The sequence below is a fragment of the Oleiphilus sp. HI0061 genome, from assembly GCF_001635675.1.
Map to the genome: position 1 here is coordinate 1 of NZ_LWFE01000036.1, position 22,590 is coordinate 22,590.

Annotated in this window: 21 protein-coding genes and 4 tRNA genes; 20 read left to right on the forward strand and 5 right to left on the reverse strand. The window is 44.2% G+C overall.

Translation table 11 applies throughout. From position 1 onward, the window contains the following. The coding region (locus A3735_RS00505) for a prephenate dehydratase domain-containing protein (protein ID WP_304439950.1) at positions 1-383 on the reverse strand (383 nt) is incomplete at its 3' end. Between the two features lie 180 nt (positions 384-563). On the opposite strand from A3735_RS00505, the gene A3735_RS00510 reads away from it, so the two are divergent. The 13 genes from A3735_RS00510 (at position 564) to A3735_RS29420 (ending at position 13,103) form a co-directional block, all read left to right on the forward strand. Next, a complete protein-coding gene (locus tag A3735_RS00510; protein WP_068553749.1) occupies positions 564-1,277 on the forward strand; it encodes a transposase in 714 nt (237 codons plus the stop codon). Between the two features lie 223 nt (positions 1,278-1,500). Beyond that, positions 1,501-2,427 carry an ABC transporter ATP-binding protein gene (locus tag A3735_RS00515; protein ID WP_068506675.1) on the forward strand — a complete coding sequence of 309 codons (927 nt, stop codon included), beginning with the start codon at positions 1,501-1,503 and terminating at the stop codon, positions 2,425-2,427. Then, positions 2,424-3,185: an ABC transporter permease gene (locus A3735_RS00520; protein ID WP_068553750.1), complete on the forward strand. Its 762-nt coding sequence runs from the start codon at positions 2,424-2,426 to the stop codon at positions 3,183-3,185. The genes A3735_RS00515 and A3735_RS00520 overlap by 4 nt, the downstream gene beginning before the upstream one ends. A gap of 306 nt (positions 3,186-3,491) precedes the next feature. Further along, entirely contained in the window at positions 3,492-4,331 is an 840-nt protein-coding gene (locus tag A3735_RS00525; protein ID WP_068553751.1) for a hypothetical protein, read from the forward strand. Next, positions 4,315-4,824: an endonuclease V gene (locus tag A3735_RS00530; protein ID WP_068506668.1), complete on the forward strand. Its 510-nt coding sequence runs from the start codon at positions 4,315-4,317 to the stop codon at positions 4,822-4,824. The genes A3735_RS00525 and A3735_RS00530 overlap by 17 nt, the downstream gene beginning before the upstream one ends. 62 nt (positions 4,825-4,886) lie before the next feature. Continuing rightward, on the forward strand, positions 4,887-6,467 hold the full coding sequence (locus A3735_RS00535) for an AAA family ATPase (RefSeq protein ID WP_068506664.1): 1,581 nt from the start codon (positions 4,887-4,889) through the stop codon (positions 6,465-6,467). An 11-nt stretch (positions 6,468-6,478) separates the two neighbouring features. Further along, positions 6,479-7,513, forward strand: coding sequence for a hypothetical protein (locus A3735_RS00540; RefSeq protein ID WP_068554091.1), 1,035 nt, complete (start codon positions 6,479-6,481; stop codon positions 7,511-7,513). Further along, on the forward strand, positions 7,510-9,276 hold the full coding sequence (locus tag A3735_RS00545; protein ID WP_068554093.1) for a hypothetical protein: 1,767 nt from the start codon (positions 7,510-7,512) through the stop codon (positions 9,274-9,276). The genes A3735_RS00540 and A3735_RS00545 overlap by 4 nt, the downstream gene beginning before the upstream one ends. Next, complete coding sequence (locus A3735_RS00550; RefSeq protein WP_068506657.1) at positions 9,276-9,866, forward strand: hypothetical protein; 591 nt, start codon at positions 9,276-9,278, stop codon at positions 9,864-9,866. Before A3735_RS00545 ends, A3735_RS00550 begins: the two co-directional genes overlap by 1 nt. 2 nt (positions 9,867-9,868) lie before the next feature. After that, complete coding sequence (locus tag A3735_RS00555; protein ID WP_068506652.1) at positions 9,869-11,215, forward strand: hypothetical protein; 1,347 nt, start codon at positions 9,869-9,871, stop codon at positions 11,213-11,215. Beyond that, positions 11,212-11,811, forward strand: coding sequence for a nicotinamide riboside transporter PnuC (pnuC, locus tag A3735_RS00560; RefSeq protein WP_082865337.1), 600 nt, complete (start codon positions 11,212-11,214; stop codon positions 11,809-11,811). The genes A3735_RS00555 and pnuC overlap by 4 nt, the downstream gene beginning before the upstream one ends. Then, positions 11,781-12,824 (forward strand): AAA family ATPase, encoded by a 1,044-nt coding sequence (locus A3735_RS00565; RefSeq protein ID WP_068637356.1) that lies wholly within the window; start codon positions 11,781-11,783, stop codon positions 12,822-12,824. The genes pnuC and A3735_RS00565 overlap by 31 nt, the downstream gene beginning before the upstream one ends. 87 nt (positions 12,825-12,911) lie before the next feature. Next, a complete protein-coding gene (locus tag A3735_RS29420; protein ID WP_156495174.1) occupies positions 12,912-13,103 on the forward strand; it encodes a hypothetical protein in 192 nt (63 codons plus the stop codon). Positions 13,104-13,240: 137 nt separating this feature from the next. Here A3735_RS29420 and A3735_RS00570 read toward each other — a convergent pair whose 3' ends face one another. From A3735_RS00570 to A3735_RS00580, 3 genes are read right to left on the reverse strand one after another with little or no spacing between them, the layout of a single operon-like run. After that, the gene (locus A3735_RS00570) at positions 13,241-14,449 is read right to left on the reverse strand and encodes an NAD(P)/FAD-dependent oxidoreductase (protein ID WP_068554095.1); all 1,209 of its coding nucleotides are present in this window, start codon (positions 14,447-14,449) and stop codon (positions 13,241-13,243) included. Positions 14,450-14,452: 3 nt separating this feature from the next. Next, positions 14,453-15,199, reverse strand: a complete 747-nt coding sequence (locus tag A3735_RS00575) for a UDP-2,3-diacylglucosamine diphosphatase (RefSeq protein ID WP_068510342.1) — start codon at positions 15,197-15,199, stop codon at positions 14,453-14,455. A gap of 9 nt (positions 15,200-15,208) precedes the next feature. Further along, complete coding sequence (locus A3735_RS00580; protein ID WP_068510343.1) at positions 15,209-15,727, reverse strand: peptidylprolyl isomerase; 519 nt, start codon at positions 15,725-15,727, stop codon at positions 15,209-15,211. Between the two features lie 203 nt (positions 15,728-15,930). Between A3735_RS00580 and A3735_RS00585 the strand changes: the two genes are divergently transcribed. The 3 genes from A3735_RS00585 to cysS all read left to right on the forward strand — a co-directional run bounded on the left by A3735_RS00585 (position 15,931) and on the right by cysS (position 20,538). Continuing rightward, positions 15,931-17,274 carry a serine hydrolase gene (locus A3735_RS00585; protein WP_197470058.1) on the forward strand — a complete coding sequence of 448 codons (1,344 nt, stop codon included), beginning with the start codon at positions 15,931-15,933 and terminating at the stop codon, positions 17,272-17,274. A 135-nt stretch (positions 17,275-17,409) separates the two neighbouring features. Further along, a complete protein-coding gene (locus tag A3735_RS00590) occupies positions 17,410-19,119 on the forward strand; it encodes a glutamine--tRNA ligase/YqeY domain fusion protein (RefSeq protein ID WP_068554097.1) in 1,710 nt (569 codons plus the stop codon). Positions 19,120-19,143: 24 nt separating this feature from the next. Beyond that, a complete protein-coding gene (gene cysS, locus A3735_RS00595; protein WP_068554099.1) occupies positions 19,144-20,538 on the forward strand; it encodes a cysteine--tRNA ligase in 1,395 nt (464 codons plus the stop codon). A gap of 353 nt (positions 20,539-20,891) precedes the next feature. On the opposite strand, the gene folD is transcribed toward cysS, so the two are convergent. Then, a complete protein-coding gene (gene folD / locus A3735_RS00600; RefSeq protein ID WP_068554101.1) occupies positions 20,892-21,746 on the reverse strand; it encodes a bifunctional methylenetetrahydrofolate dehydrogenase/methenyltetrahydrofolate cyclohydrolase FolD in 855 nt (284 codons plus the stop codon). Between the two features lie 228 nt (positions 21,747-21,974). Between folD and A3735_RS00605 the strand changes: the two genes are divergently transcribed. From A3735_RS00605 to A3735_RS00620, 4 genes are all read left to right on the forward strand, one after another. Continuing rightward, positions 21,975-22,051: transfer RNA gene (locus tag A3735_RS00605), tRNA-Pro, on the forward strand. 59 nt (positions 22,052-22,110) lie between these two features. Next, a tRNA-Arg gene (locus A3735_RS00610) sits at positions 22,111-22,187 on the forward strand. A 28-nt stretch (positions 22,188-22,215) separates the two neighbouring features. Further along, positions 22,216-22,291, forward strand: a tRNA-His gene (locus A3735_RS00615). A gap of 64 nt (positions 22,292-22,355) precedes the next feature. Beyond that, positions 22,356-22,440: transfer RNA gene (locus A3735_RS00620), tRNA-Leu, on the forward strand. The last annotated feature ends 150 nt before the right edge of the window (positions 22,441-22,590 follow it).

Below are 22,590 nucleotides of genomic sequence, written 5' to 3' on the forward strand. Positions count from 1 at the left end.
ACTAAAGGGGTGATCTTTAAAGCTTCCAAACGATGAAAGCACTGCGCCAAAGCTTGAGGATGAGAAGACACTGTCTTAATCGCCTCAAGTTGAGTTCCGGGTAGGGCAAGCAAGCAATGATTCACCGGCTCAAAGTGCTCGGCAATAATGCTCAAATGCGTATTGGGTAATAAACGATAAATCTCCTCAACACGCCCGGCGGTCGAATTCTCAAGCGGGATCATCGCATAGTCAGCCTGGCCTTGTTCCACCAGCTGAATAGCGCTTTGAAAGTTCTCGCAAGCGAGGGCACGATGATCAGGAAAGACCTTCTTACAGGCCAAGTGCGAATAAGCACCCTCAATTCCCTGATAAGCAACAGTAATCTGTGTAGGAGTGTTCATGGTAATAACTGCTTGTATAAATTCGAATGCTGGGATTATAAAGAATAATCAGAGCTAGTGTATCTTTTTCAACGGAGTCAGACTCGATTGAAAACCAATCGAGTCTGACTCCGTTGAAAAGAAGCTGCTGAAAAGTTAGTGTAGATTTAGTGTTCAACGCCAGAAGACAGGGAGGTCAATATGGCGAGATTACCCCGGTTTGTGATTCCAGGCCATCCGCAGCGCGTGATTATTAGAGGTAATAACCGTGAAGCGATTTTTCATCAAAATGACGATTATTTGTTCTATCTAGATAAACTGAATGACGCGTGTCGAGCATACTCTTGTGAAGTACATGCTTATGTCTTGATGACCAATCACGTACATTTGCTGATTACACCTCAAGTGGAAGACGGCATATCAAAAACAATACAGAATATTGGGCGTTACTATGTTCAGTACTTTAATAAAAAGTACCGCCGAACGGGTACGTTGTGGGAAGGGCGTTATAAAGCGTCTCTTATTGACTCAGCTCTCTATTTACTAACTTGCTATCGATATATCGAGCTAAATCCTGTTCGGGCCAATATGGTGGCCCACCCATCTAATTACCCTTGGTCTAGTTATCGTGTTAATGCTTTGGGAGCACAAAGCGAGCTAATCTCACCTCATTTCGAATACTTGTCTTTATCCGTATCGCCAGAAAAAAGACGGTCGATATATCGTTCTCTATTTACGTACGAGATAAAAGAACAGACGCTTGAAGAGATTCGCACAGTAACAAATAAGGCATGGGTACTGGGAAGTGAGCAATTCAAGTCTCAAATTGAAGCGCAGACCGGTAGGGCAAGTCACCCGAGAAAGACGGGCGGTGATCGTAGGTCGAAGGTTTTCAAAGGGGTCAGACTCGATTGAAAATCAATCGAGTCTGACCCCTTTGAAAAAGGCTAGGCCGCCTTAAGATCATAACTCTGCGGATAAAGCTTGTTCGCTTCAGCTTCTTCCAAATCCCTTTGTATTGCAGCAGCGGTATTCTTCAGTACGTTGAGCCCAAATTTCTGAATTCCATTTATGAGCATAGTCAGGCACAAGCAAAATCGTTTAACGTACTGTTATAGAAATTAGGGTATGCAAAATCATGACTCCCATTATTCAAATCGAAAACTTGTCTAAGGTTTATGCTGGTGGTTTTCAAGCGCTCAGTGGTATTAACCTTACAATAGAAAAATCTGAAATCATTGCTTTACTCGGTCCGAACGGGGCCGGTAAGACGACCTTAATCAGTACCATTTGCGGTATAGTCAATCCATCTTCCGGCACCGTGACTGTCGACGGTGAGGATATTATCAAAGGCTACCGCCATACGCGTGAAATGATTGGTCTGGTTCCACAAGAGTTAACGACTGACTCATTTGAGACTGTATGGGATACCGTGACGTTTAGTCGAGGCTTATTTGGTAAAGCGCCTAACACGGCTTATATCGAGAAGACGCTAAAAGACTTATCACTGTGGGATAAGAAAGATAACCGTATTATGGAGTTGTCAGGTGGTATGAAGCGCCGTGTGTTGATAGCCAAAGCGCTGTCGCATGAACCCAAGATTTTATTCTTGGATGAGCCGACAGCTGGGGTTGATGTTGAGCTGCGAAAAGATATGTGGGAGTTGGTCCGTAAGCTTCGAGAAAAGGGGGTCACGATTATCCTCACCACACACTATATTGAGGAAGCAGAAGAAATTGCTGACCGTATTGGTGTGATCAATAATGGTCAATTAGTCTTGGTTGAAGAGAAGACAGAATTGATGCGTAAGTTAGGGAAGAAGCAATTAACCCTCGACCTGAAGACCGAGCTATCTAGTTTGCCAACGAGCCTAAAAGGTTTCGATCTAGTGCTGAATAATAATGGCCTGCAACTTGTTTATACCTACGACACGCTAGAAGATCATACGGGTATTGCGACCTTGCTCCAGCACTTGTCTGAAGAGGGGATTCAGTTTAAAGATTTAAAGACTGACCAGAGCTCATTAGAAGATATCTTTGTATCGCTTGTTAAGGAGTCCGCATGAACCGTCACGCAGTTGCCGCGATTTATAAGTTTGAAATGGCCCGTACAAAGCGAACCATTTTCCAGAGCATTGTCTCGCCAGTTATCTCTACCTCTTTGTATTTTGTCGTCTTTGGTTCTGCGATTGGCTCGAGGATTAATGAAGTGGACGGAGTTAGCTATGGGGCCTTTATCGTACCAGGCTTGATTATGCTTTCTTTGTTAACGCAGAGTATTTCTAACGCTTCATTTGGAGTTTATTTTCCTAAGTTTAGCGGCACCATTTATGAGCTACTTTCTGCACCTGTTTCATACTTCGAAGCCTTGCTTGGCTACGTGGGGGCCGCAGCAACGAAGTCGATCATACTTGCCTTGATTATTCTCGCAACGGCGAGCCTGTTTGTACCGCTACAAATAGCGCATCCGGTTTGGATGATGGTCTTCCTTGTGATGACGGCCATTACCTTCAGCTTGTTCGGTTTTATTATCGGCATCTGGGCCGATAACTTTGAAAAGCTTCAGGTGATTCCTTTACTGGTGATTACGCCTTTAGTGTTTTTGGGCGGTACTTTTTACTCTGTCAACATGCTGCCGCAGATCTGGCAGACCATCACTTTATTCAACCCTGTTTTGTATTTGGTAAGCGGCTTTCGCTGGAGTTTTTACGAGATTTCAGACGTCAGCATGGTAGCAAGTCTGGCGGCTATTAGTGGCTTTCTGCTTCTGTGTATTGTTGGCGTATGGTGGATATTTAGGACGGGGTATCAGTTGAAGAAATAGCTAAATGATTAGGGTCAGCGTCAAAAATGACTTTTTTCGCTGATCCTAATTTGATCAATCATGTATCGAAGGAATAAAAACGAAGACAAAAGTCCTCTGAAACCCTTATTCCTCGGTAGCCTAAAAAAAGGGTTTGAGAGAATAAAAACGAAGACAAATATAAGTTATTGATAAATATAATTAATTGCTCATATTTAAGATGTTTTCATTTTGGTCTTATTCGTTCCCATGTTTTCTGATTTTCAGCCCCTCATTTCTAGTGAATTATGATATCTTGATGTTTTTAGTCGCGGCGATTGATTCATAATGTTCTCAGTGTTTAGAAATAAGACGGACCTTCCGAGCAATCTTGAGTTCGAACAAATAATACTTGAACTCCCAGAAGAACAGCGCTCAATAGATAGAGATAAAACAGACCTGATTATCGGCGTACCACAGACCGAACATAATGGTTATAAAGTGTTGGACGGTATTCCCAGGGAATGTACTTCTGTTTCAATTTTGCTTGGAGGAAAAAGTCTTCATATTTTGGAAGCTCTTGTTAAGTCTGGCTTACCTCAACAGCTCCGTTCAATATGTATAGGTCACTGCGACTATACTCCTCCTGGATCTTCATTTAATTATGAAAAAGCTATAGAAATCTTGTCTGGAACTAGCTTTCCTCTTTTAGAGCATCTGTCACTAGGTATTGATGAATTGTATTGTAATCGTGATGGTTGGGCTCCAAGTTTACTTGGCGATTTAACAAGCTTACTTGAGAGTCTACATTCAGTCGAATCACTCGTTATTCATGGTAATTTTAGACTAGATAGGCCAATACTTTTCAAAAGACTGCGCAATCTTGAAATCATAACGAGTGATGGCGAACCGTTAACCTCTAAGACTCATGACAATCTATTGACGTCCGGTTTTAGCGTATTGGAAGATGCTTGGTTGAGCCTAGGGGGAAGTAATATTAGCAGCTACACTTTTCCAGATATTTTTATAAATGCAGAAAATCTGCCTCATATCAAAAGACTCGAGATCGATGGGATGTATAGCTGCGGCCAGCTAAAAAGGTTTAGAGAAAGCAAACTGTGCAACAAATCGGGTATCAAAGTTTTTAGTGAAGAGTTGGAAGAAAATCTTAATGATTCTAGCTGTTGACGTTGACTATAAAAACGATACGGGATTAATCGGTGGTGTTATTTTTGATGATTGGACTGATAAAGAACCGACGATTGAGGTTGTTAGCAAAGTTCAGTCTGTTGAAGATTACACTCCCGGTGAGTTTTATAAGCGAGAGCTGCCTTGTATTCTCGAACTAATAAATGAGCACTCGCTAAAACCAGATGTTATCGTTGTTGATGGGTATGTATTCTTAGATGGAGAGAAAAGACCTGGCCTTGGTAAACATCTTTATGATGCTTTAGGTGGTAGCATTCCGGTTGTCGGTGTCGCTAAAAATCGATTCAAGAGTATCGGTTCAAATTATGAAGTATACAGAGGTAAGAGCGACAAACCGCTGTATGTGACTGCGGCTGGATTGGATATTGAAATTGCTAAGCAACAAATAATAAACATGGATGGTGGTTTTCGCTTTCCGACGCTATTGAAACGTGTAGATAAGCTTTGTCGGGCTTGGGATAGTTCAAGCTGAACCTTAATAACGAAAAATATAATTTAGATATTTGATTCTTGGTTGAATCAAGAGAACTATTAATGAGTAAATTCAATTTATTTGGCCGCTTATCGGCCTCACCAACCAAACCAAAGGCACACTCCAAAGCTAAGTCTTTCGATGTTTCAGATTTGTATGATGGGCCTTTTGGTTCAGGTGAAAGTGACGCTCAAGAAACTAGCACGGGACTAGATGAAAAGCTTAGGCAGGCTTACTTTTGGATCGTTAATAACGCGATAATCAGTCCTCACTATGATATCGAATATAATGATCAGTCTCCGCAACAGTTTAGGGCGGGAGACAGTCACAGTACGCTAAACCTCCCAACTGAACAGTCTTACTCAAGCTTTATCTTATTGCCACTCCTCACGTTCGCTACTCAAAGTAAATGCCTTTTCATTGGCGGACCAGGCCGGGGTAAAACGGCTAGTGCAATCTTGATGGGTATCATGGGCGGTTATACGACAAAAGAAGTTAAACGAGCCATGCAACATGGCCATCCGCAGATGACAGTGGCTGATTTGCTGGGTAATCCCTTGCCATCGGATCTGGCCTCGGCCGAAGCGATCGAAGACATCCGCATATCGTGGCGGAAATGGCTTGGAATGCGCGTAAAAATAGTCGATGAATACAACCGTATCCCTACACGAACGCAAAGCGCTTTGCTGACTGTGATGGGAGACAACTACGCAGAACTCTACAACCAGGTCTTTGAATGTCCTGATGCGGCCTGGTATTTAACTGCAAATGATGATCAGGGTGGCGGAACCTACCAGGTGATCGAAGCCTTAAAAGATCGTATTGATGTCGTTGTCCAAGCTTTGTCATTTAACCCTAGATTTCTGAATCAGTTGCTTCTACGTATTGAAGAAGGTGTAAAGCCAGAAGATATGGTTCCACCTCAGATCATTTTCACCGAAGATGAGATCTCAGACATGTCGCTAGCGATACGCAATATCACAGTACCTGCAGGGATTCGGCGCAGAATAGAGTTCTTTACGAGTCACTTTGAGTATTCGGAGTATTCTGCCTCTCAGTTTGAATATAAAACAAAGGACACGTCACGATTATCAGGCGTCAAATCACATGTGTTAGCGTCTATTGATAATGGTCGTGATCGTCTAAAAGATCTTGGTTGTCAGACCCTAAACGGAATCTCAGTTCGTTCTTTGATGTCACTACTACAGTTTGCTAAAGCTCTCGCGTTTTTTAGGGGTAATGACACGGTTGAGTTAAACGATGTAAGGCAAGTACTCCCATTCGTTTTTCATTCCCGGCTTTTTGCTGACATGGATTCACCGTTTTTCGAACTGTCTGAGAATACTTTTTATCGAAGCGATAAGATCGGCTGGTTGCGTCACCTCTTTGATTCTTCATGTAGGGAATTCGATAAACTTAACTTGGATAAGAATGACCCTGTAGAAGAGTTGTCGAATGAGTTTGAAGAAGGTCTTGATGGCTTAACTGCAAAGCAAGCTAAAAAACGAATCAATCGTATTGAGACGGAAATAGCGAAACTCGTAGAGGGCAAGAAAATGTATGGGCACATCTACGAGGATGTCGTAAAACTTAAATATTTGCATCAGCGCTATACGAACTATCTCAAGTGGCTTGAGTCATAGGGGCTTGTTCAATGAAGTCAGCGGCGCTCAAGGCATATTTCCAAGCTGAAAGAGACACTTGTAATCAAATGGTTGCGAGCGTCAGACATCAGTACCCAAATTTAAATCTAGATGACTTTAATTGGTTTTTGACCGAATGCTTAGATCCAGTAGTCCTGACCTTAGATGGTCAGAGTAACCAAATTACGTTTCATGTAGCTCATGCGGGTTTCAAGTATGGACTAGAACTGGCCAGTTTTAATTGGTTGAAATCAGAGTCTAAAAAAGCGCTGCTATTCAAAGTCTGGAATAGCCTATATCCAAAGGTTGATTCTCTTCTTACGGAAAGCCCGGGTGCACTATTTGCTGGAACAAGTAATTCGTTAAGCAATATTTTGGCTTTTGGTGAAGAGAAACCGAATGCCTGGCTTGATCTGATGATTAAGTCTTGTGATGTAATCAACTCAATCGAACAGTTCAAGATAACGGGCGTTGTTTGTGCTTGGTTGGCGGGATTGGCTCAGTACAGAGAAATAGCGCTGAACAAAATTAATGAGCTACCAGACGAAGTATCCAGAAAACTATTTAAGCTCTCTGACAGTCATGATCTCAATTTTCATTTTGACCAATTAAATGCGAGTAGATGGTTCAAACCTCAACACATAAAGGCCAGTACATCCGGCACGGAGATTCATGAAAAATACCGGGTTGGCCAATGCAGTATTGTTGGTGGGGATTTCCCCTTACCACCCAAGATCTTCGTTGAAGGTGACCAACTGTATGTTCTTTCTGACACGCATATTTGGAGACTCTATGCCGATTCATTTGGGGCGACACTCATTCCCAGCGAGAATCTACAACTTGAAGATCTAAAACAAATAGATCAACAGATAAGTTACAACCCAAAACTCATATCGCTCGGCCGTTTCAGCGACCTTACAGATATCAATTCGGTCGCACAACTTGACGATACACTCGTATTTACCTCGCCGGAGACTTTCTCAGTCATCATTACTGAGTGTTCGGGATCTGCGGTCTTGAATACAAGTAAAGGTCGCTCATCATGATAACCGACGAGTCGCTTTTAGAGCGTTGGCAGTCATCCTGGAGTGAAGCGCTTGCTTTGTGGAGTCGCTATACACAATTAAGAAACCCACTTTTATGTGAGACGCATCTAGAAGCTTCAAAACAGGGCTTATCTGGTAGCTTTGCCATGATCCGTTTGAATGATCAGGCTGTCGTAGTTGATTTAGAAGCGATCACCAAATACAAGCTTCAAGACTATGCAGTTGAAGTGCTTGCTCACGAGATTGGTCACCATATTCTTTCGCCAGCAACACTCACAGATCATGCCCGTATGATAGCGAGAATCCATGTCTGCCTTCCTACGTTAGAGAACCAGGCAGGTATGGTCGCCAACCTGTATTCAGACCTACTAATTAACAACCATCTCCAGCGTCAGTTTGGCCTCAGAATGGACGAGGTCTACAAGCGAATAGATCAAGGGGGATCGAATAGCCGAGTATGGCATCTTTACATGCGTATCTATGAGCATCTATGGCAGCTTAAATCGGGCTCTCTAGGAGGGCAGTCGGATTCTGATGCCATGGAGGGAGATGCATGGTTGGGTGCGAGAATTATAAAGGTCTATGCAGAGGATTGGCTTAAGGGGGCGTCTAGATTTGCGTCCCTCTTATTGCCTTACTTGGCTGAAGAAAAAAATACGGCAGATCAGATAGCCAAGTTAATGGATACAAAACATGCTGGAGCCGGGCAGTTTCCTTCCGGCTTGATCAATAAGGATCAGGGTGAAATGGATAATATTCACCCATCAATGGATCCAGATTTGATCGGCGATGCGAGCGCAAATGAGGCAGGAGCAAGGGAATCTAACCTAGGTGAAAGCTCACAATCAGATGGCAATGGCCAGTATCGTGAACCATTCGAGTATGGGGAAATTTTAAAATCCGCAGGTATCGACCTATCAGATCATCAAATCGCAGTGCGTTATTACCGTGAGCGCTCAATACCACATCTGGTTTCGTTTCCATCAAAGAGGCAGCTCGTGAAAACCGAACTTATTCCGGAAGGAACAACTCTTTGGGAACCGGGGGAGCCAATTGAAGATGTGGACTGGTTTAGCTCAATGTCCATGAGTCACAAGGTGATACCGGGTGTTACCACCGTTAAGCGAGAATGGGGATTTGACGAGGGTGCAGAGCCAGAGGTAGAACCTTGCGATTTAGATTTATATGTAGATTGCTCTGGCTCAATGCCAAACCCACAACAAAATACGTCATACACGACGATTGCTGGCGCTATTCTATGCTTGTCAGCACTGAGAGCCGGCGCTGCAGTTCAAGTCACTTTATGGAGTGGCGCAAGGCAGTTCAAAACCACCAATGGCTTTGTAAGGAACGAAGAGTTAATTCTCAATGTTTTGACTGACTACTTGGGCGGCGCAACAGCATTCCCGATACATATTCTAAGAAAGACCCACATAGAGAAACCAAGGACTAGAAACTCCCATATTGTGATTTTGTCGGATGATGGCGTCACAACACTTTTTGACACGGATGAAAAAGGTAACTCAGGCTGGGGTATATCTAAGCAGGCATTAGAGAATGCAAAGGGCGGCGGTACGATGGTGTTAAATTTACACTGGGATTATCCCTTGCCACCTAACAATAAATGGATGGCGGACCATGATGCCGCTTTAAAGCAAGCCGAGGCTCAACAAGGTTGGGATATATTCCCGGTGACGTCTTGGGAAGCGATGACTGATTTTGCTCGGGCATTTAGCAGAAAACACTATGAGGGAGCAGAATAATGACTCAACTCATAACTCGTAGCAATGGTAGTGCCGAAGGCCCCGATATCAACGTATTGCACCATCGGCTAACCGAGTTCCCTAAAGAATTGTTAAACCCTCAATTACCACCTTACTTTTATGCTCTAGTTCATGATGCTCTATATGATTTAAGCACCTCAGTGCGAGCATCAGAACTCACTCGTTTTAAACGGCCTTATGAGCAATGTGATTGGTATCGCGCAACGATGTTGATCGCGTATTTTTTAATGGATAACAGCTTTAAGGGCTTTAGGTTTGAACTGGCTCTTCTGTTGGATGCCTTTGAAAACACAGCTAAAGAACTGGCCCAAGCTGGAACCAACAAGGTATACATCAATGATGTTGATAGAAGAGAAGAGTTTATTCGAGTTGTACTGTCTTCCATAAACCTGCGACCAAAAGGAGAGACAAACAACCAAGCTGAAGATAGATTACAAGCGGTTAGCTCGCTGGAAAGAATGAAGGTTCTCAAAGCCGCGAAAGTAGCAGAGCAAAGAGCTCACGATCTTCGAGTTGCTTTAGCTAAACAAAAAGCCAAAGAAGCGGCTGACAAGATGACACGGGAATAATCATGCAAGCAGCGCCCTGGAATGATTATGAGCGTATGCCAAATTTAGACGAGTCTGGAAGTGCTCGTCTTAAGCACTTGGTTGATCAGCCTCATGCGCCAATATTCAGGAATCAATCAGGTCATCATCTGGCTCAACATGAGCTAGACGAATTAGGTCATTTTACCCGTGAAGAAACCAATCTTAATGCTTCAGCCTGCGCCGGCGAAAATAAATGGATCGATCCTTTTCTAGGAAAATGCCTTGAGAGTGTTCCTTTCTATAAACATTACGATAAAAGCGTCCAAAGATTCGAAGACTATCCAACAATTGATCGTTCAGATTTGAGTGTAAGTATCACTGATTTTGTGCCTGATCATTTGCCTCTTGATCGGATAATTGCTTATGAAACATCCGGTACAACTGGGCACGCGTTAACGATACCATCTCATCCCATCGTCGCAGCAAGATACAGCGCTTATCATAAGAAAGCTCTATTGTGGAATTACGTGGATACGGGAGAGTTCCGAAGTGATCTCGCTGTTATCTTGGCAGGGTTTCAAGAGAGTTGTTTCACTTATGCGTCTGTGTCTCCCTATCTGAACAATAAAGCGTTGTTGAAGTTAAATTTTCATCCAAACGATTGGGGTAGTCCTGATGATCGGGAGCTTTACATCGACCTCAACAAACCAGACCTTATCTCTGGCGACCCAATATCTTTGTCAGAACTTTCAATGATCCCGTTTAGGCATCGGCCGAAGGCAATACTCAGTACGTCAATGACTTTGTTGAAAGCAGTTCGGGATGATTTTGAATCTCGGTATAAGTGTCCGATCTTAGATTTATATTCTCTGAATGAGGTTGGGCCAGTAGGTTGCAGTGTGCCCGGCAAAGAAGGCTTTCGACTTCTTCAGTCAAAACTTCTAGTCGAGATCCTTGATGCCAATGGCAATCCGGTTGATTGCGGAGAAAGAGGGGAGATTGTTTTGACCGGTGGGTTTAACGATTATCTGCCGTTGATACGTTATCGCACCGGTGATTTTGGAAGACTCGAGCTTGAAGACGGGCATTGGTACATCAGAGATCTAGAAGGGCGGCCGCCGGTTCAGTATAAGACTAAAGATGGTGTATGGCTTAACAATGTTGATGTCACGCATATGCTACAGAAATTTCCATTATCTCAGTTTTCTTTGCATCAATATGCAGAAGGTACACTGACTATAACTTTGCCGAATGAGACGTATTCGGATTCAATTAAACAGTTATTGGAAACTAAGCTTGGCCAACAGGTTCAGATCAATCTGTTTGAGAAAGTAAGCAGCGATAAAAAAATAATTCAATATTCAAGTGATTTAAGGAACATATTTTGATTAGCTATTTGGAATGGTCTGCAAACGCAGTATTTGTTATCAGCGTCATATTGGCAGCGAGAAACAATGTAAACACGTGGTGGACTGGTATCATAGGCTGCGGCTTGTTTGCCGTTCTGTTCTATCAGGTCAATCTCTATGCAGACGTCACGCTGATGGTGTTCTTCATACTCACGAGCATCTATGGCTGGATGTATTGGGGGGCTAAAAAACAATTACACCCGATTCAGCGAACCAAAATGACAAATTTCGTTTCATTCATAGCAGCTGCAGTCTTAGCAACCTTAGCCTATGGATGGCTTTTGCATGAGATGACGGATGCGTACGCGCCATTTATCGATTCAATTGTTCTCATGTTTAGCGTTCTTGCGCAGTTTCTTTTGATGAAGAGAAGGCTAGAGACATGGGTTTGCTGGTTGATCGTAGATACCGTCGCTGTCCCGCTTTACTTCTCCCGAGAGCTTTATCTGACGGCGTTTGTGTACGGCTTGTTCTGGTGCAATGCGTGGTATGGGCTGTATTCGTGGATAAAAATATACAGGAGTGAAAATAAGGGAGAAAAGACTTGGCAACAAAGCCCTTTAAGCGCGGATTAGTCGTTGGAAAATTTTCACCTCTTCATAAAGGGCACGAGTATCTAATACAAAACGCATTTAATCAGTGTGAAGATGTTGTCGTCATCAGCTACTCAAGGCCTGAGTTTCCATCCTGCTCTGCCAAGATAAGAGAGCATTGGATAAAATCAGTTTTTCCATCCGCTAGCGTTCTGTGTGTTGATGCTGCCACGGTCGAGTCTTGGCGAGCTCATAGCGCTTGGAATCTTCCAATGCCCAGCAATAGTGAAGCTGACCATATGCATTGGCATTTCACCTATCGACTTCTTTCATACAAGTTTGGTTTGGAAGTTGATGCAGTCTTTACGAGTGAAGAATATGGGGATGGCTTCGCTCAATTTCTGAGTGATCCAGCGACTGGTTTTGGTTCTCCTGTCGAGCATGTTTGTGTCGACCTCAACAGGGAAACTTATCCGGTAAGTGGCTCACTTATGCGTTCTACTCGGAACCAAGACAATGGGCTAATCGATCAATCTGTCCAAGCTGACTTTAGCGTCCAAAAGATTGTTTTCCTAGGGGCTGAATCAACAGGTAAATCAAAGCTATCTCGGCTTCTCTCTGAACAATTTAATGAGCCGCTGGTTGAAGAATACGGCAGAGATTTATGGGAAGAAAAAAATGGCGACCTTACGCCAGAAGATCTGATAGATATTTGCATTACACAGACTCATAAAGAGGATCTCGCTCAGAGACAGGCGAGACGGTATATCTTTTGTGATACTTCTCCTGTTACAACGCTTTGCTATTCACATGCACTTTTTAAGCAGCGCTGTAATATAATAAGCGCTTTCGCTGAACGCCCATACCATCATGTATTTTTATGTGAGCCAGACTTTCCATTGGTCCAAGACGGCACCAGAAAAGATGAAGACTTCAGGTTCTGGCAGCACAGCTGGTATTTAGAAGAGCTAACGAAGTGCAACGTTGCATTTGAAATCTTAGGCGGTTCGTTGGAATCTAGAATGAACCGCGTCATCGAACTCCTGCCGGAGTAGCAGCATGGGCCTATTGTTTGTTGGTTATCTGGAAGCAGTTGTGCAGAAATATCGATTCGCATTTTGGAGTTAAACTCAAGAAATCGTTTGCCTTTAATTTTGAATAAAATGGAGAAGATTGAAGAAGTAAGCAATTTGTACGAGCGTTATATGCAGGAAGAAAATGAGATGCTAAAGGAATTGTTGCGCAAACAGCTATTATCAATGACTGAAACTGCATGCGAATATTCAGGAATGGTCGATGAAATCTTATCGAGAAAGGGAATTGCAAACGTTTAACTAAAAAACGAAGACAAAGCTAAATATTAGCTATTTATATATAAAACAATTGGATATGTGATTTTTCGGCTGAAAGTCCGCCAACTTTTGTCTTCGTTTTATTCAGCATGTCTTCGTTTTAATTCACTCGGTACAAGCTAAACACTCTCACCCGCAGCAACACCAGAAGCCCAGGCCCACTGAAAATTAAATCCGCCTAGCCAGCCAGTGACATCAAGCACTTCACCGATAAAATATAAGCCTGGCTGGGTTTTACACTCCATTGTTTTGGAAGCAATAACATCGGTGTCGACACCGCCCAAGGTGACTTCAGCGGTCCGGTAGCCTTCTGTTCCGGCGGGTTTTAGTGTCCAGTTGTTTAGGTGAGTGGCAATCGATCTAATGGTGCTGTCGGTAAATTCGCCCATCGGTTTTTCTGCTTCAGCTTTCCAAAATAGAGCTTGTAGTTCTAAACAAAAGGCTTTGGAGAAATGTTCAGACAATATATTCCTGAGAAGAGATTTTGGCTTCGATGACTTGAATTCAAGTAGTGTGGCTTCAACATCTAGATCAGGTAACAGGTTGATATGAATAAGGTCGCCTTGCTTCCAATAGTTGGAGCATTGTAGGGCAACAGGGCCGCTAATGCCGCGATGAGTGAACAGCATGTTCTCTCGAAATGTGGTGCCGTTGGTTTCCATTGTCACGTCAACCGCTAACCCTGATAAGCGTTCAGTAAGCGCTTTGGTTTGATCGGTGAAAATGAAAGGGACTAATCCCGCTGAACGTTCTTTGAGAGGCAGGTTAAATTGTTCGGCAATATCGTAGCCAAAGCCGCTTGAACCTAGTGTAGGAATGGATAGGCCACCGGTTGCGATCACCAAGGAACGGCACGTGAAAACACCGGCGTTAGAGCGAAGTATATAGCGCTGCTCATCACTTTCGTCTAGGGTTTCGATAAACTCCACCTGGCATTTGGTTTTGATCTCGACACCGGCGTCGCTGCACTCATCGAGTAGCATCTTCAGAATATCTTTTGCTGAATTATCGCAGAACAGCTCGCCATGAGAGCGTTCATGATAAGAGATGCCATGTTTATCGACCAGGCCGATGAAGTCCCATTGGGTGTAGCGCGCAAGGGCAGATTTTACAAAGTGAGGGTTGCTGCAAAGATAGTTGCTGGGCTCTACATAGTAGTTGGTAAAGTTGCAGCGGCCGCCGCCAGACATCAATATTTTCTTGCCGACTTTATTGCTGCTGTCGAGAACCAAAACGCGCTTGCCAAGTTGACCGGCTGTTAGTGCGCACATTAAACCTGAGGCACCCCCGCCAATAATAATGGAGTCAAAGTGAGGGTGTTTGCTCATTGTTTATATATTCGGGTTTTGTTCTTCGAGAAGATAGTTTTTAAAGTGATGTTCGCCATCTTGATCGACTTTCAGATACCAAACATGCTTGTCCCAGTCACCTAATACGATTCGTACAGCTGGTAAGCCGTTTGCTTCGACTTCGTGAATCATTGGGCGATGAGTATGCCCGTGTATCATGTGTTGAACCTTATGTGCTTCAAGTTCACGAATCACCTCTTCAGGCGTTACGTCCATGATCTCTGTGCTTTTATCCTGGTTATTCGCTTGGCTCATTGCTCGAAGTTGCTGAGCTGTGATTTTTCGCTCTTCAATCGGGCGCTTTAAGAAGGGAGCCAAGAAAGCGGGGTTACGAATGGTTGCTCTGAATTTCATGTAGCCGGTATCAGCAGTACAGAGGCTATCGCCATGCATAAGCAGTGTTGGTTCGCCTGCTACGTCGATAACACATGGATCATCAAGTAGGGTGGCGCCAGTTTCTTGTGCGAAAACATCGCCTACTAAAAAGTCACGATTACCGTGCATAAAGAAAAGTTGGCAACCTTGCTCACTGAGGGCTTTGAGGCGCTGTTTTACTTCAAGCTGAAGTTCGGTGTTTTCATCGTCACCAATCCAACTTTCGAAGAAATCACCAAGAATATAGAGCTTGTCAGCATCGTTTTGAATAGAGTCGAGGAATAAAAAGAAAGCCCTGATAATATCAGGGCGTGACTCTTCCAGATGCAGATCTGAAATAAAATAAGTGCTCATGACGAGGTCTTATTCACCATCTTCAGCTGCTTCACCTTCAAGAACGCTAGCTTCTTCAATGATCACGTCTTCAACTGGCACGTCTTGGTGGCCAGCTTTAGTCGTGGTCTTAACGCCTTTGATCTTATCGACAACGTCTTGACCTTCAACGACTTCACCAAATACTGCATAACCCCAGCCTTCCATTGTTTCAGCCGTATAGTCTAGGAACGTGTTGTCTTTAACATTGATAAAGAACTGTGCAGACGCTGAGTGAGGGTCCATAGTACGAGCCATGGCAACGGTGTAGTTCTTGTTGCTTAGACCATTGTTTGCTTCGTTCTTGATAGTTTCACGGGTAGTTTTCTGGTTCATGCCTGGCTCAAAACCACCACCTTGAATCATGAAGTTACTGATCACTCGGTGGAAGATAACACCGTTGTAAAAACCTTCTTTAACATACTGCTCGAAGTTTTTAGCAGTCACTGGCGCTTTTTCGAAATCTAACTTAAGTGTGATATCACCGTGGTTGGTTTTTAATAAGATCATGAGTCTTGGCTTTCCTGTTGATAATGTAGAAGAACTTGTTCAGGCGCATTGTATATAAATTGGCTTTGAATCGCTATGGCTTCGGTGATAGTTAAAAAACTGAAAAAATACTCAATTATTAATGACAAAATTGATCTGAGTTATTGCTCTAATTTATTAATCGCTTTATCGTTTAGGCAGAATATAAAAGAATAGGGTGCACAATGAGTAGTGGAATGAATATGAGTACCGATGCAGGGAATATCTTTAAAAAAGCCTCTCTCTATAAAGGGGTACATAAGCAGATTCGACAAAAGGTGAGTCATACCATTGATATGCCCTCGTCGCTTTCTTCTGTGATTACCTCCGATTGTGTTAACGAGGCTGACCCAGAATCAGTTGGTATGACCAGAGAAGGCGTTGAGGCGATTTGGAAATCGGTGGAGGATATTTATAGCACTGCGTTGTACCCAGGCGTTTCAATTAGTATGCGCCGACGAGGAAAAGTAATACTTGATCGTGCGATTGGTCATGCGGTTGGTAATGGTCCTGACGCACAAGAAGGTGATGCTCGTGTTCTTATGCGTCCTAATACTCCTGTCTGTTTGTTTTCCGCTTCTAAGGCAGTTACGGCTTTTTTGATGCACCTGCTTTCTGAAGATAAACTCGTTCATCTGCATGATCCTATTAGCTTCTATGCACCGGAGTTTGGTAAGAATGGCAAAAAGAATGTCACGATTCACGAGGTCTTGTCCCACAGAGCGGGTGTTCCTGGATTACCGAAAGGTGTTCCCCCTGAAGTCTTGTGGGATAACGATGAAATCTGGCGCATCTTGTGTGAGACCAAGCCTCAGTCTTCAAAAGGCAACCGGTTGGCATACCACGCCTTGACGGGTGGCTATATTCTTGAACGTGTGGTTAGGCAGGTTACCGGAAAAAGTATTCAAGACTTCTTGGATGAGCGTGTCAGAAAACCGATGGGCATGAAGTATTTCCGCTATGGTGTGGAAGAGCGCTATGCTGATCGGGTGGCCGATAATCACGCGACAGGCGTTAGGCCTTTCTATCCTATTTCGGCTTTAATTGAGCGGGCATTGGGTGGATCGCTTGATATGGTTGAAAGTGTAACTAATGACCCACGTTTTAAAAAGGCGGTTATTCCTGCTGGCAATATTATGGGAACCGCAGAAGAGATAGGCCGCTTCTTCCAAATGCTGTTGAATAACGGTGTATGGGAAGGCAACCGCGTATGCCACCCAATGACGGTTAAGCGCTTTACTCAGGAATATTCCAGTATCCAATTTGATCAAACACTTATGCTGCCTATGCGCTACAGTGCTGGCTTAATGTTGGGCGGTGAGCCCTTCGGTATGTGGGGTAAACACAGCGCTCAATCATTTGGACATATTGGTTTGATCAATAAACTATGCTGGGCCGACCCGGTGCGTGATGTGTCGGTGTCTTTGTTGACGACAGGGGTTCCGATTGTAGCCAATAACATTCCGACCTTATTTAGGTTTATGAACAAGATTGATAAGCATTGCCCAAAGGGCGCGACAGTGAAATAGCTAAAACGCCACTCTGGAATCAACGGGGTCAGACTCGATTGAATTTCAATCGAGTCTGACCCCGTTGATTACTTTCTATTAGTATCGATTTCTATATAATGTCGGGTTTTATTTTTCGTCGGATTATCACCCAGCATGTCAGAACAAAACACTCCTGAAAAAGACACCGAAGTTAAGCACTTTTTACAGCAGGCTATCGAGCAGGACATTGCCGATAACAAGCATGGCGGCAAGGTTGTTACGCGTTTTCCTCCTGAGCCGAATGGCTTTTTACACATTGGTCACGCTCGTTCTATTTGGTTGAACTTTGGTTTAGCGAAAGAGTATGGCGGTGAGTGTAACCTTCGTTTTGATGACACCAACCCTGAAAAAGAAGAGCAGGCCTATATTGATGCGATTCAGGAAGATGTTAAGTGGTTAGGCTACGACTGGTCGGGTGAGGTGCGTTATGCTTCTAACTACTTCGACAAGTTTTATGACTGGGCTTTGCATCTCATCAATCAAAAATTGGCTTATGTTTGTCACCTTTCCCCTGCCGAAGCCAAAGAGTATCGTGGTTGGGCGACGTCTCCTGGTAAAGAAAGTCCTTATCGAGAGCGTACAGTTGAAGAGAATTTAGCTGAGTTCGAGAAGATGCGTGCCGGTGAGTACGATGAAGGCGCTTGTGTTTTACGCGCCAAGATCGATATGGCCTCACCAAATATGAATTTGCGTGACCCGATTCTTTATCGTATCCGTAAGGCTTCTCATCATCAAACGGGTGATAAGTGGTGTATTTATCCGAGTTATGATTTTGCTCATGGGCAGGAAGATGCCATTGAAGGTGTGACGCACTCAATTTGTACCTTGGAGTTTCAGGCTCACCGGCCTTTATATGAGTGGTTTACGGAAAACCTACCTGTTCCGAGTAAGCCTCGCCAGTACGAATTTGGTCGTTTGAACTTGAACTATACCGTTACCAGTAAACGTAAGCTTAAGAAGTTGGTGGATGACAGTGTCGTTTCAGGTTGGGATGACCCGCGTATGCCAACGGTATCAGGTATGCGTCGTCGTGGCTTTACGCCCACTGCGCTAAAAAGCTTCTGCGATATGATCCCTGTTTCAAGCAAGAACAATAGTGATATTGACGTGGCGATTCTTGAGCGAGCGATTCGTGATGATTTAAACGACAATGCTGCGCGCGCCATGTGTGTGATGAACCCTATTAAGGTGACGATATCTAACATGGCTGATAATAACGCCCAGGGTGCTGACGAATTGCTGAATGCTGCCTGTCACCCTAGTAAGCCGGAGTTAGGGAGTCGCAGTCTGCCATTTACTGAAACACTCTACATCGAGAAGAGTGATTACACTGAAGATCAAACCTTGTCGCGTAAGAAGTTCAAGCGCTTAGTCTTAGGGGATTATGTTCGCTTGCGTGGTGCCTACATTATCAAGGCCGAAGAAAGTGTTAAGAATGAGCAGGGTGAAATTGTTGAAGTGAAAGCTAGCTTGGTTGCTGACTCGGTAGGCAATAATATCGAAGGAATTAAGCCTCGCGGTGTTATTCACTGGGTATCTGCTGAGCAGAGTGTCGAGGCGGAAGTGCGTTTATATGACCGTCTTTTCAATCATGCTAACCCAGATGCGGGTGAAGAAGATTTTATGACGCATGTTAACCCTGAAAGCTTTAGTGTGATTAAGGCTTACCTTGAGCCTGATGCAGCAAAAGCGGAGCCTGAGGCGAATTTCCAATTTGAGCGAGAAGGCTACTTTGTTGCCGATCGATATGACCATAAGCCTAGTGAAGGTAAGGTCGTATTCAATCGCACAATTGGTTTAAAAGATAATTGGGCAAGCAAATAAGTAAGAGTAGATGGAGTAAAGAATATGTCATTGAAAATTTATAATACGCTATCTGCAGAGAAAGAAGTATTTAAGCCGCTTGAAGAAAACAAAGTCAAAATGTATGTCTGTGGGATGACGGTGTATGACTATTGCCATATCGGTCATGCTCGCGTGCTGGTCAGCTTTGACGTGATTACGCGTTACTTGCGCCACTCTGGCTACGACGTTACGTATATCCGAAATATCACCGATGTAGATGACAAGATCTTCGCCCGAGCGGCGGAGAATGGAGAGGCCTACGATGCTTTAACGCAGCGCTTTATCGATGCGATGCATGAGGATGAAGCGGCGTTGTCGGTGAAGTCTCCAGACCAGGAGCCGAGAGCGACGGCGCATATCCAGGAAATTATCGATATGATTCAACGTCTGATCGACAACGAGCATGCTTATGCTGCCGACAATGGCGATGTCTATTATGCGATCGATAAGTTTGAAACCTACGGTAAGCTAAGCAAGCGTAATACCGAAGAGCTGTTGGCGGGTGCGCGTATCGATGTTGAAAAGCATAAGCGTAATCCACTGGATTTTGTTTTGTGGAAAGCGGCAAAAGAAGGCGAGGCTAGCTGGGAATCCCCGTGGGGGAATGGTCGCCCTGGCTGGCATATTGAATGCTCAGCCATGTCGACTTGCTGTTTGGGTGATACCTTTGATATTCATGGGGGCGGGCCAGACTTAAAATTCCCACATCATGAAAATGAAATTGCCCAGTCTGAAGGTGCAACCGGTCAGAAGTATGTGAACTACTGGATGCATGCAGGCGCTGTTCGTGTAAACAAAGAAAAGATGTCTAAATCTTTGGGTAACTTCTTCACCATTCGCGAAGTCTTGGAAAAGTATCCGGCTGAAGTGATTCGTTACTTCCTAGTGTCTAGCCACTATCGTAGTCAGGTTGATTATTCCGAAGATAACCTGGTTGAAGCGCAAGCAACCTTGGATCGTTTATATCAGTCTTTACGTGGTTTGAGCGAGGCAGAGCTAAGTTCTGAAGCGCGCGTTGAGTCTTATCTTGAGCGCTTTAAAACAGCGATGGATGATGACTTTAATACGCCTGAAGCATTGGCCGTGATGTTTGACTTGGTTCGAGAGCTAAATGTTGCACGTACTGATGAAGGTGACAATGTTGCGGCCTTGGCTAGTACGCTTCGTTCTTTAGGTGAAGCTTTGGGTATTCTTCAATTAGACCCTGAAGATTACTTTAAAGGCGCAGCTTCGGCTGATGGTTTATCAAATGATGAGATAGATACTTTAGTTGTGGCAAGAACAGAAGCACGTGCGAATAAAGAGTGGGCGGAGTCTGACCGAATTCGTGATCTGTTGTTAGAGCAGGGCATTACCTTAGATGATAGTAAAGATGGTACCAGCTGGCGCCGCTCTTAATCACTAATAAACTCAATCGTAGGCAGAGGGTTCTATCCCTCGCTAATGCGGTGCTTCATAGAAACTTTGTGCCAGTCCGCCAGCGAGGCACGGAGACATCTGCCTACAAGTGACTGTCGAGATAGCGCGTTTGTAGTTGTAGGCGGCCCGTCTCGGGGCGCAAGTCTTTCCACGGTGTATCAGATAGCCTAGCGGTTTCGTTCGCGCGGCCGGAGGCCCCGCCTACGTGGAGTTTGGTATATATTCTTTTGTAGGCAGAGGGTTCTACCTCTCGCTAATGCGGTGCTTCATAGAAACTTTGTGCCAGTCCGCCAGGGAGGTACGGAGACCTCTTCCTACAGGCTTGCTTCAACTTAGCTATGCAGCTCATTCGCTGCATAAAGCGTATTTTCCATCAGCGTTGCAACTGTCATGGGGCCTACACCGCCAGGAACAGGTGTAATCCAGCCAGCGCGCTCTTGCGCGACATCAAATTCAATATCACCCACCAAGCGGCCATCGTCCAAACGGTTAATACCCACGTCGATAACAATTGCGCCAGGCTTAATCCATTCACCTTTTACTAAGCCAGGTTTGCCGGCGGCAACGACTACGATGTCGGCCTGAGATATCTTCTCGGGCAGGTTTTTGGTGAAGCGGTGAGTGGTCGTGACAGTGCAGCCAGCTAGTAATAGCTCAAGGCCCATCGGTCGACCAACGATATTAGAAGCGCCGACGATAACGGCATCTTTGCCTCTGATTGTTTGTCCTGTTGTTTCCAATAAAGTCATTATGCCTTTTGGGGTGCAGGAGCGGAGTAGGGGCATTCTTTGTGCAAGGCGGCCAATATTAAAAGGGTGGAAGCCATCTACATCTTTATCTGGGCGTATACGTTCTAGTAAAGGATCGCTGTCTAGGTGTTCAGGCAGAGGGAGCTGAACCAGTATGCCGTCGATTGTTTCGTCGGCATTATATTTGTCAATAAGGCTTTCTAGCTCTTCCTGACTTGTTTCAGTAGGAAGTGTCAGCGTTTCGGATTTGAAGCCGACTTGTTCGCAAGAGTTAGTTTTGTTTCGAACGTACACTTCAGATGCTGGGTCAGCACCTACCAATATAACCACAAGCCCGGGAGGGCGCTTACCTTGGGCGACTCTTTCTTTTACGCCTTCGGCCACTTTAGCCTTTACCTCTTGCGAGATTTTCTTTCCATCAATTAGTGCTGCGGTCATGTTTGATCTCTCTAACCCTGAATTTTGAATGGCGGCATTTTCTCATGACCCTTTATGAATAAAAAGCTTATAAATTGCTTTTTTAAAAGAATTTCTAAAATTCGCTTTAAAATTTGTTGACGATCGAAAAAACCGGCTGTATTATTCGCGCCATCTTTGAGAGGCAACGAGGAATTTTCCAGGCAGCAGTGCTTGTGAATAGGAGTTGTTAGCTGATTTAAGTATGATCGGGGTATAGCGCAGTCTGGTAGCGCGCCTGCTTTGGGAGCAGGATGTCGGGAGTTCGAATCTCTCTACCCCGACCATTTTAAAGATCTTGTTTCATGTTGTTTGTGTAATAGGGTTTTTAGAGAAAAGGATTCGAGCGCCCGTAGCTCAGCTGGATAGAGCAACGGCCTTCTAAGCCGTAGGCCATAGGTTCGAATCCTATCGGGCGCGCCATTTATTAAGTGGTAGAAGCCAGGTAATGGTGGGCGTAGCTCAGTTGGTAGAGCTCCGGATTGTGATTCCGGCGGTCGAGGGTTCGAACCCCTTCGTCCACCCCAACTTTTGCAAATTGTTGATTTACAACGGGTTGCAAGTTGGTTAGAATACGAAAAAATTGACGATGCGAAAGTGGCGGAATTGGTAGACGCGCTAGATTTAGGTTCTAGTGTCTTGCGGCGTGAGAGTTCGAGTCTCTCCTTTCGCACCAAGTCAAATCTTGGTGTTTCTAAAAAAGCAGTATTTTACCGCAATAAAATATCTGCTGTTTGTTCTCTTCCTTGGTTATATATATATAACGAATAATCTGAATATAAATCTTTTCTAGTTTATTACGCTTTCCTGTGAATTATTTTGCGTT

Coding starts and splice junctions, on each gene's coding strand:
- A3735_RS00510 (WP_068553749.1), top strand. CDS start 564: ATGGCGAGATTACCCCGGTTTGTGATTCCAGGCCATCCGCAGCGCGTG.
- A3735_RS00515 (WP_068506675.1), top strand. CDS start 1,501: ATGACTCCCATTATTCAAATCGAAAACTTGTCTAAGGTTTATGCTGGT.
- A3735_RS00520 (WP_068553750.1), top strand. CDS start 2,424: ATGAACCGTCACGCAGTTGCCGCGATTTATAAGTTTGAAATGGCCCGT.
- A3735_RS00525 (WP_068553751.1), top strand. CDS start 3,492: ATGTTCTCAGTGTTTAGAAATAAGACGGACCTTCCGAGCAATCTTGAG.
- A3735_RS00530 (WP_068506668.1), top strand. CDS start 4,315: ATGATTCTAGCTGTTGACGTTGACTATAAAAACGATACGGGATTAATC.
- A3735_RS00535 (WP_068506664.1), top strand. CDS start 4,887: ATGAGTAAATTCAATTTATTTGGCCGCTTATCGGCCTCACCAACCAAA.
- A3735_RS00540 (WP_068554091.1), top strand. CDS start 6,479: ATGAAGTCAGCGGCGCTCAAGGCATATTTCCAAGCTGAAAGAGACACT.
- A3735_RS00545 (WP_068554093.1), top strand. CDS start 7,510: ATGATAACCGACGAGTCGCTTTTAGAGCGTTGGCAGTCATCCTGGAGT.
- A3735_RS00550 (WP_068506657.1), top strand. CDS start 9,276: ATGACTCAACTCATAACTCGTAGCAATGGTAGTGCCGAAGGCCCCGAT.
- A3735_RS00555 (WP_068506652.1), top strand. CDS start 9,869: ATGCAAGCAGCGCCCTGGAATGATTATGAGCGTATGCCAAATTTAGAC.
- A3735_RS00570 (WP_068554095.1), bottom strand. CDS start 14,449: ATGAGCAAACACCCTCACTTTGACTCCATTATTATTGGCGGGGGTGCC.
- A3735_RS00575 (WP_068510342.1), bottom strand. CDS start 15,199: ATGAGCACTTATTTTATTTCAGATCTGCATCTGGAAGAGTCACGCCCT.
- A3735_RS00580 (WP_068510343.1), bottom strand. CDS start 15,727: ATGATCTTATTAAAAACCAACCACGGTGATATCACACTTAAGTTAGAT.
- A3735_RS00585 (WP_197470058.1), top strand. CDS start 15,931: ATGAGTAGTGGAATGAATATGAGTACCGATGCAGGGAATATCTTTAAA.
- A3735_RS00590 (WP_068554097.1), top strand. CDS start 17,410: ATGTCAGAACAAAACACTCCTGAAAAAGACACCGAAGTTAAGCACTTT.
- cysS (WP_068554099.1), top strand. CDS start 19,144: ATGTCATTGAAAATTTATAATACGCTATCTGCAGAGAAAGAAGTATTT.
- folD (WP_068554101.1), bottom strand. CDS start 21,746: ATGACCGCAGCACTAATTGATGGAAAGAAAATCTCGCAAGAGGTAAAG.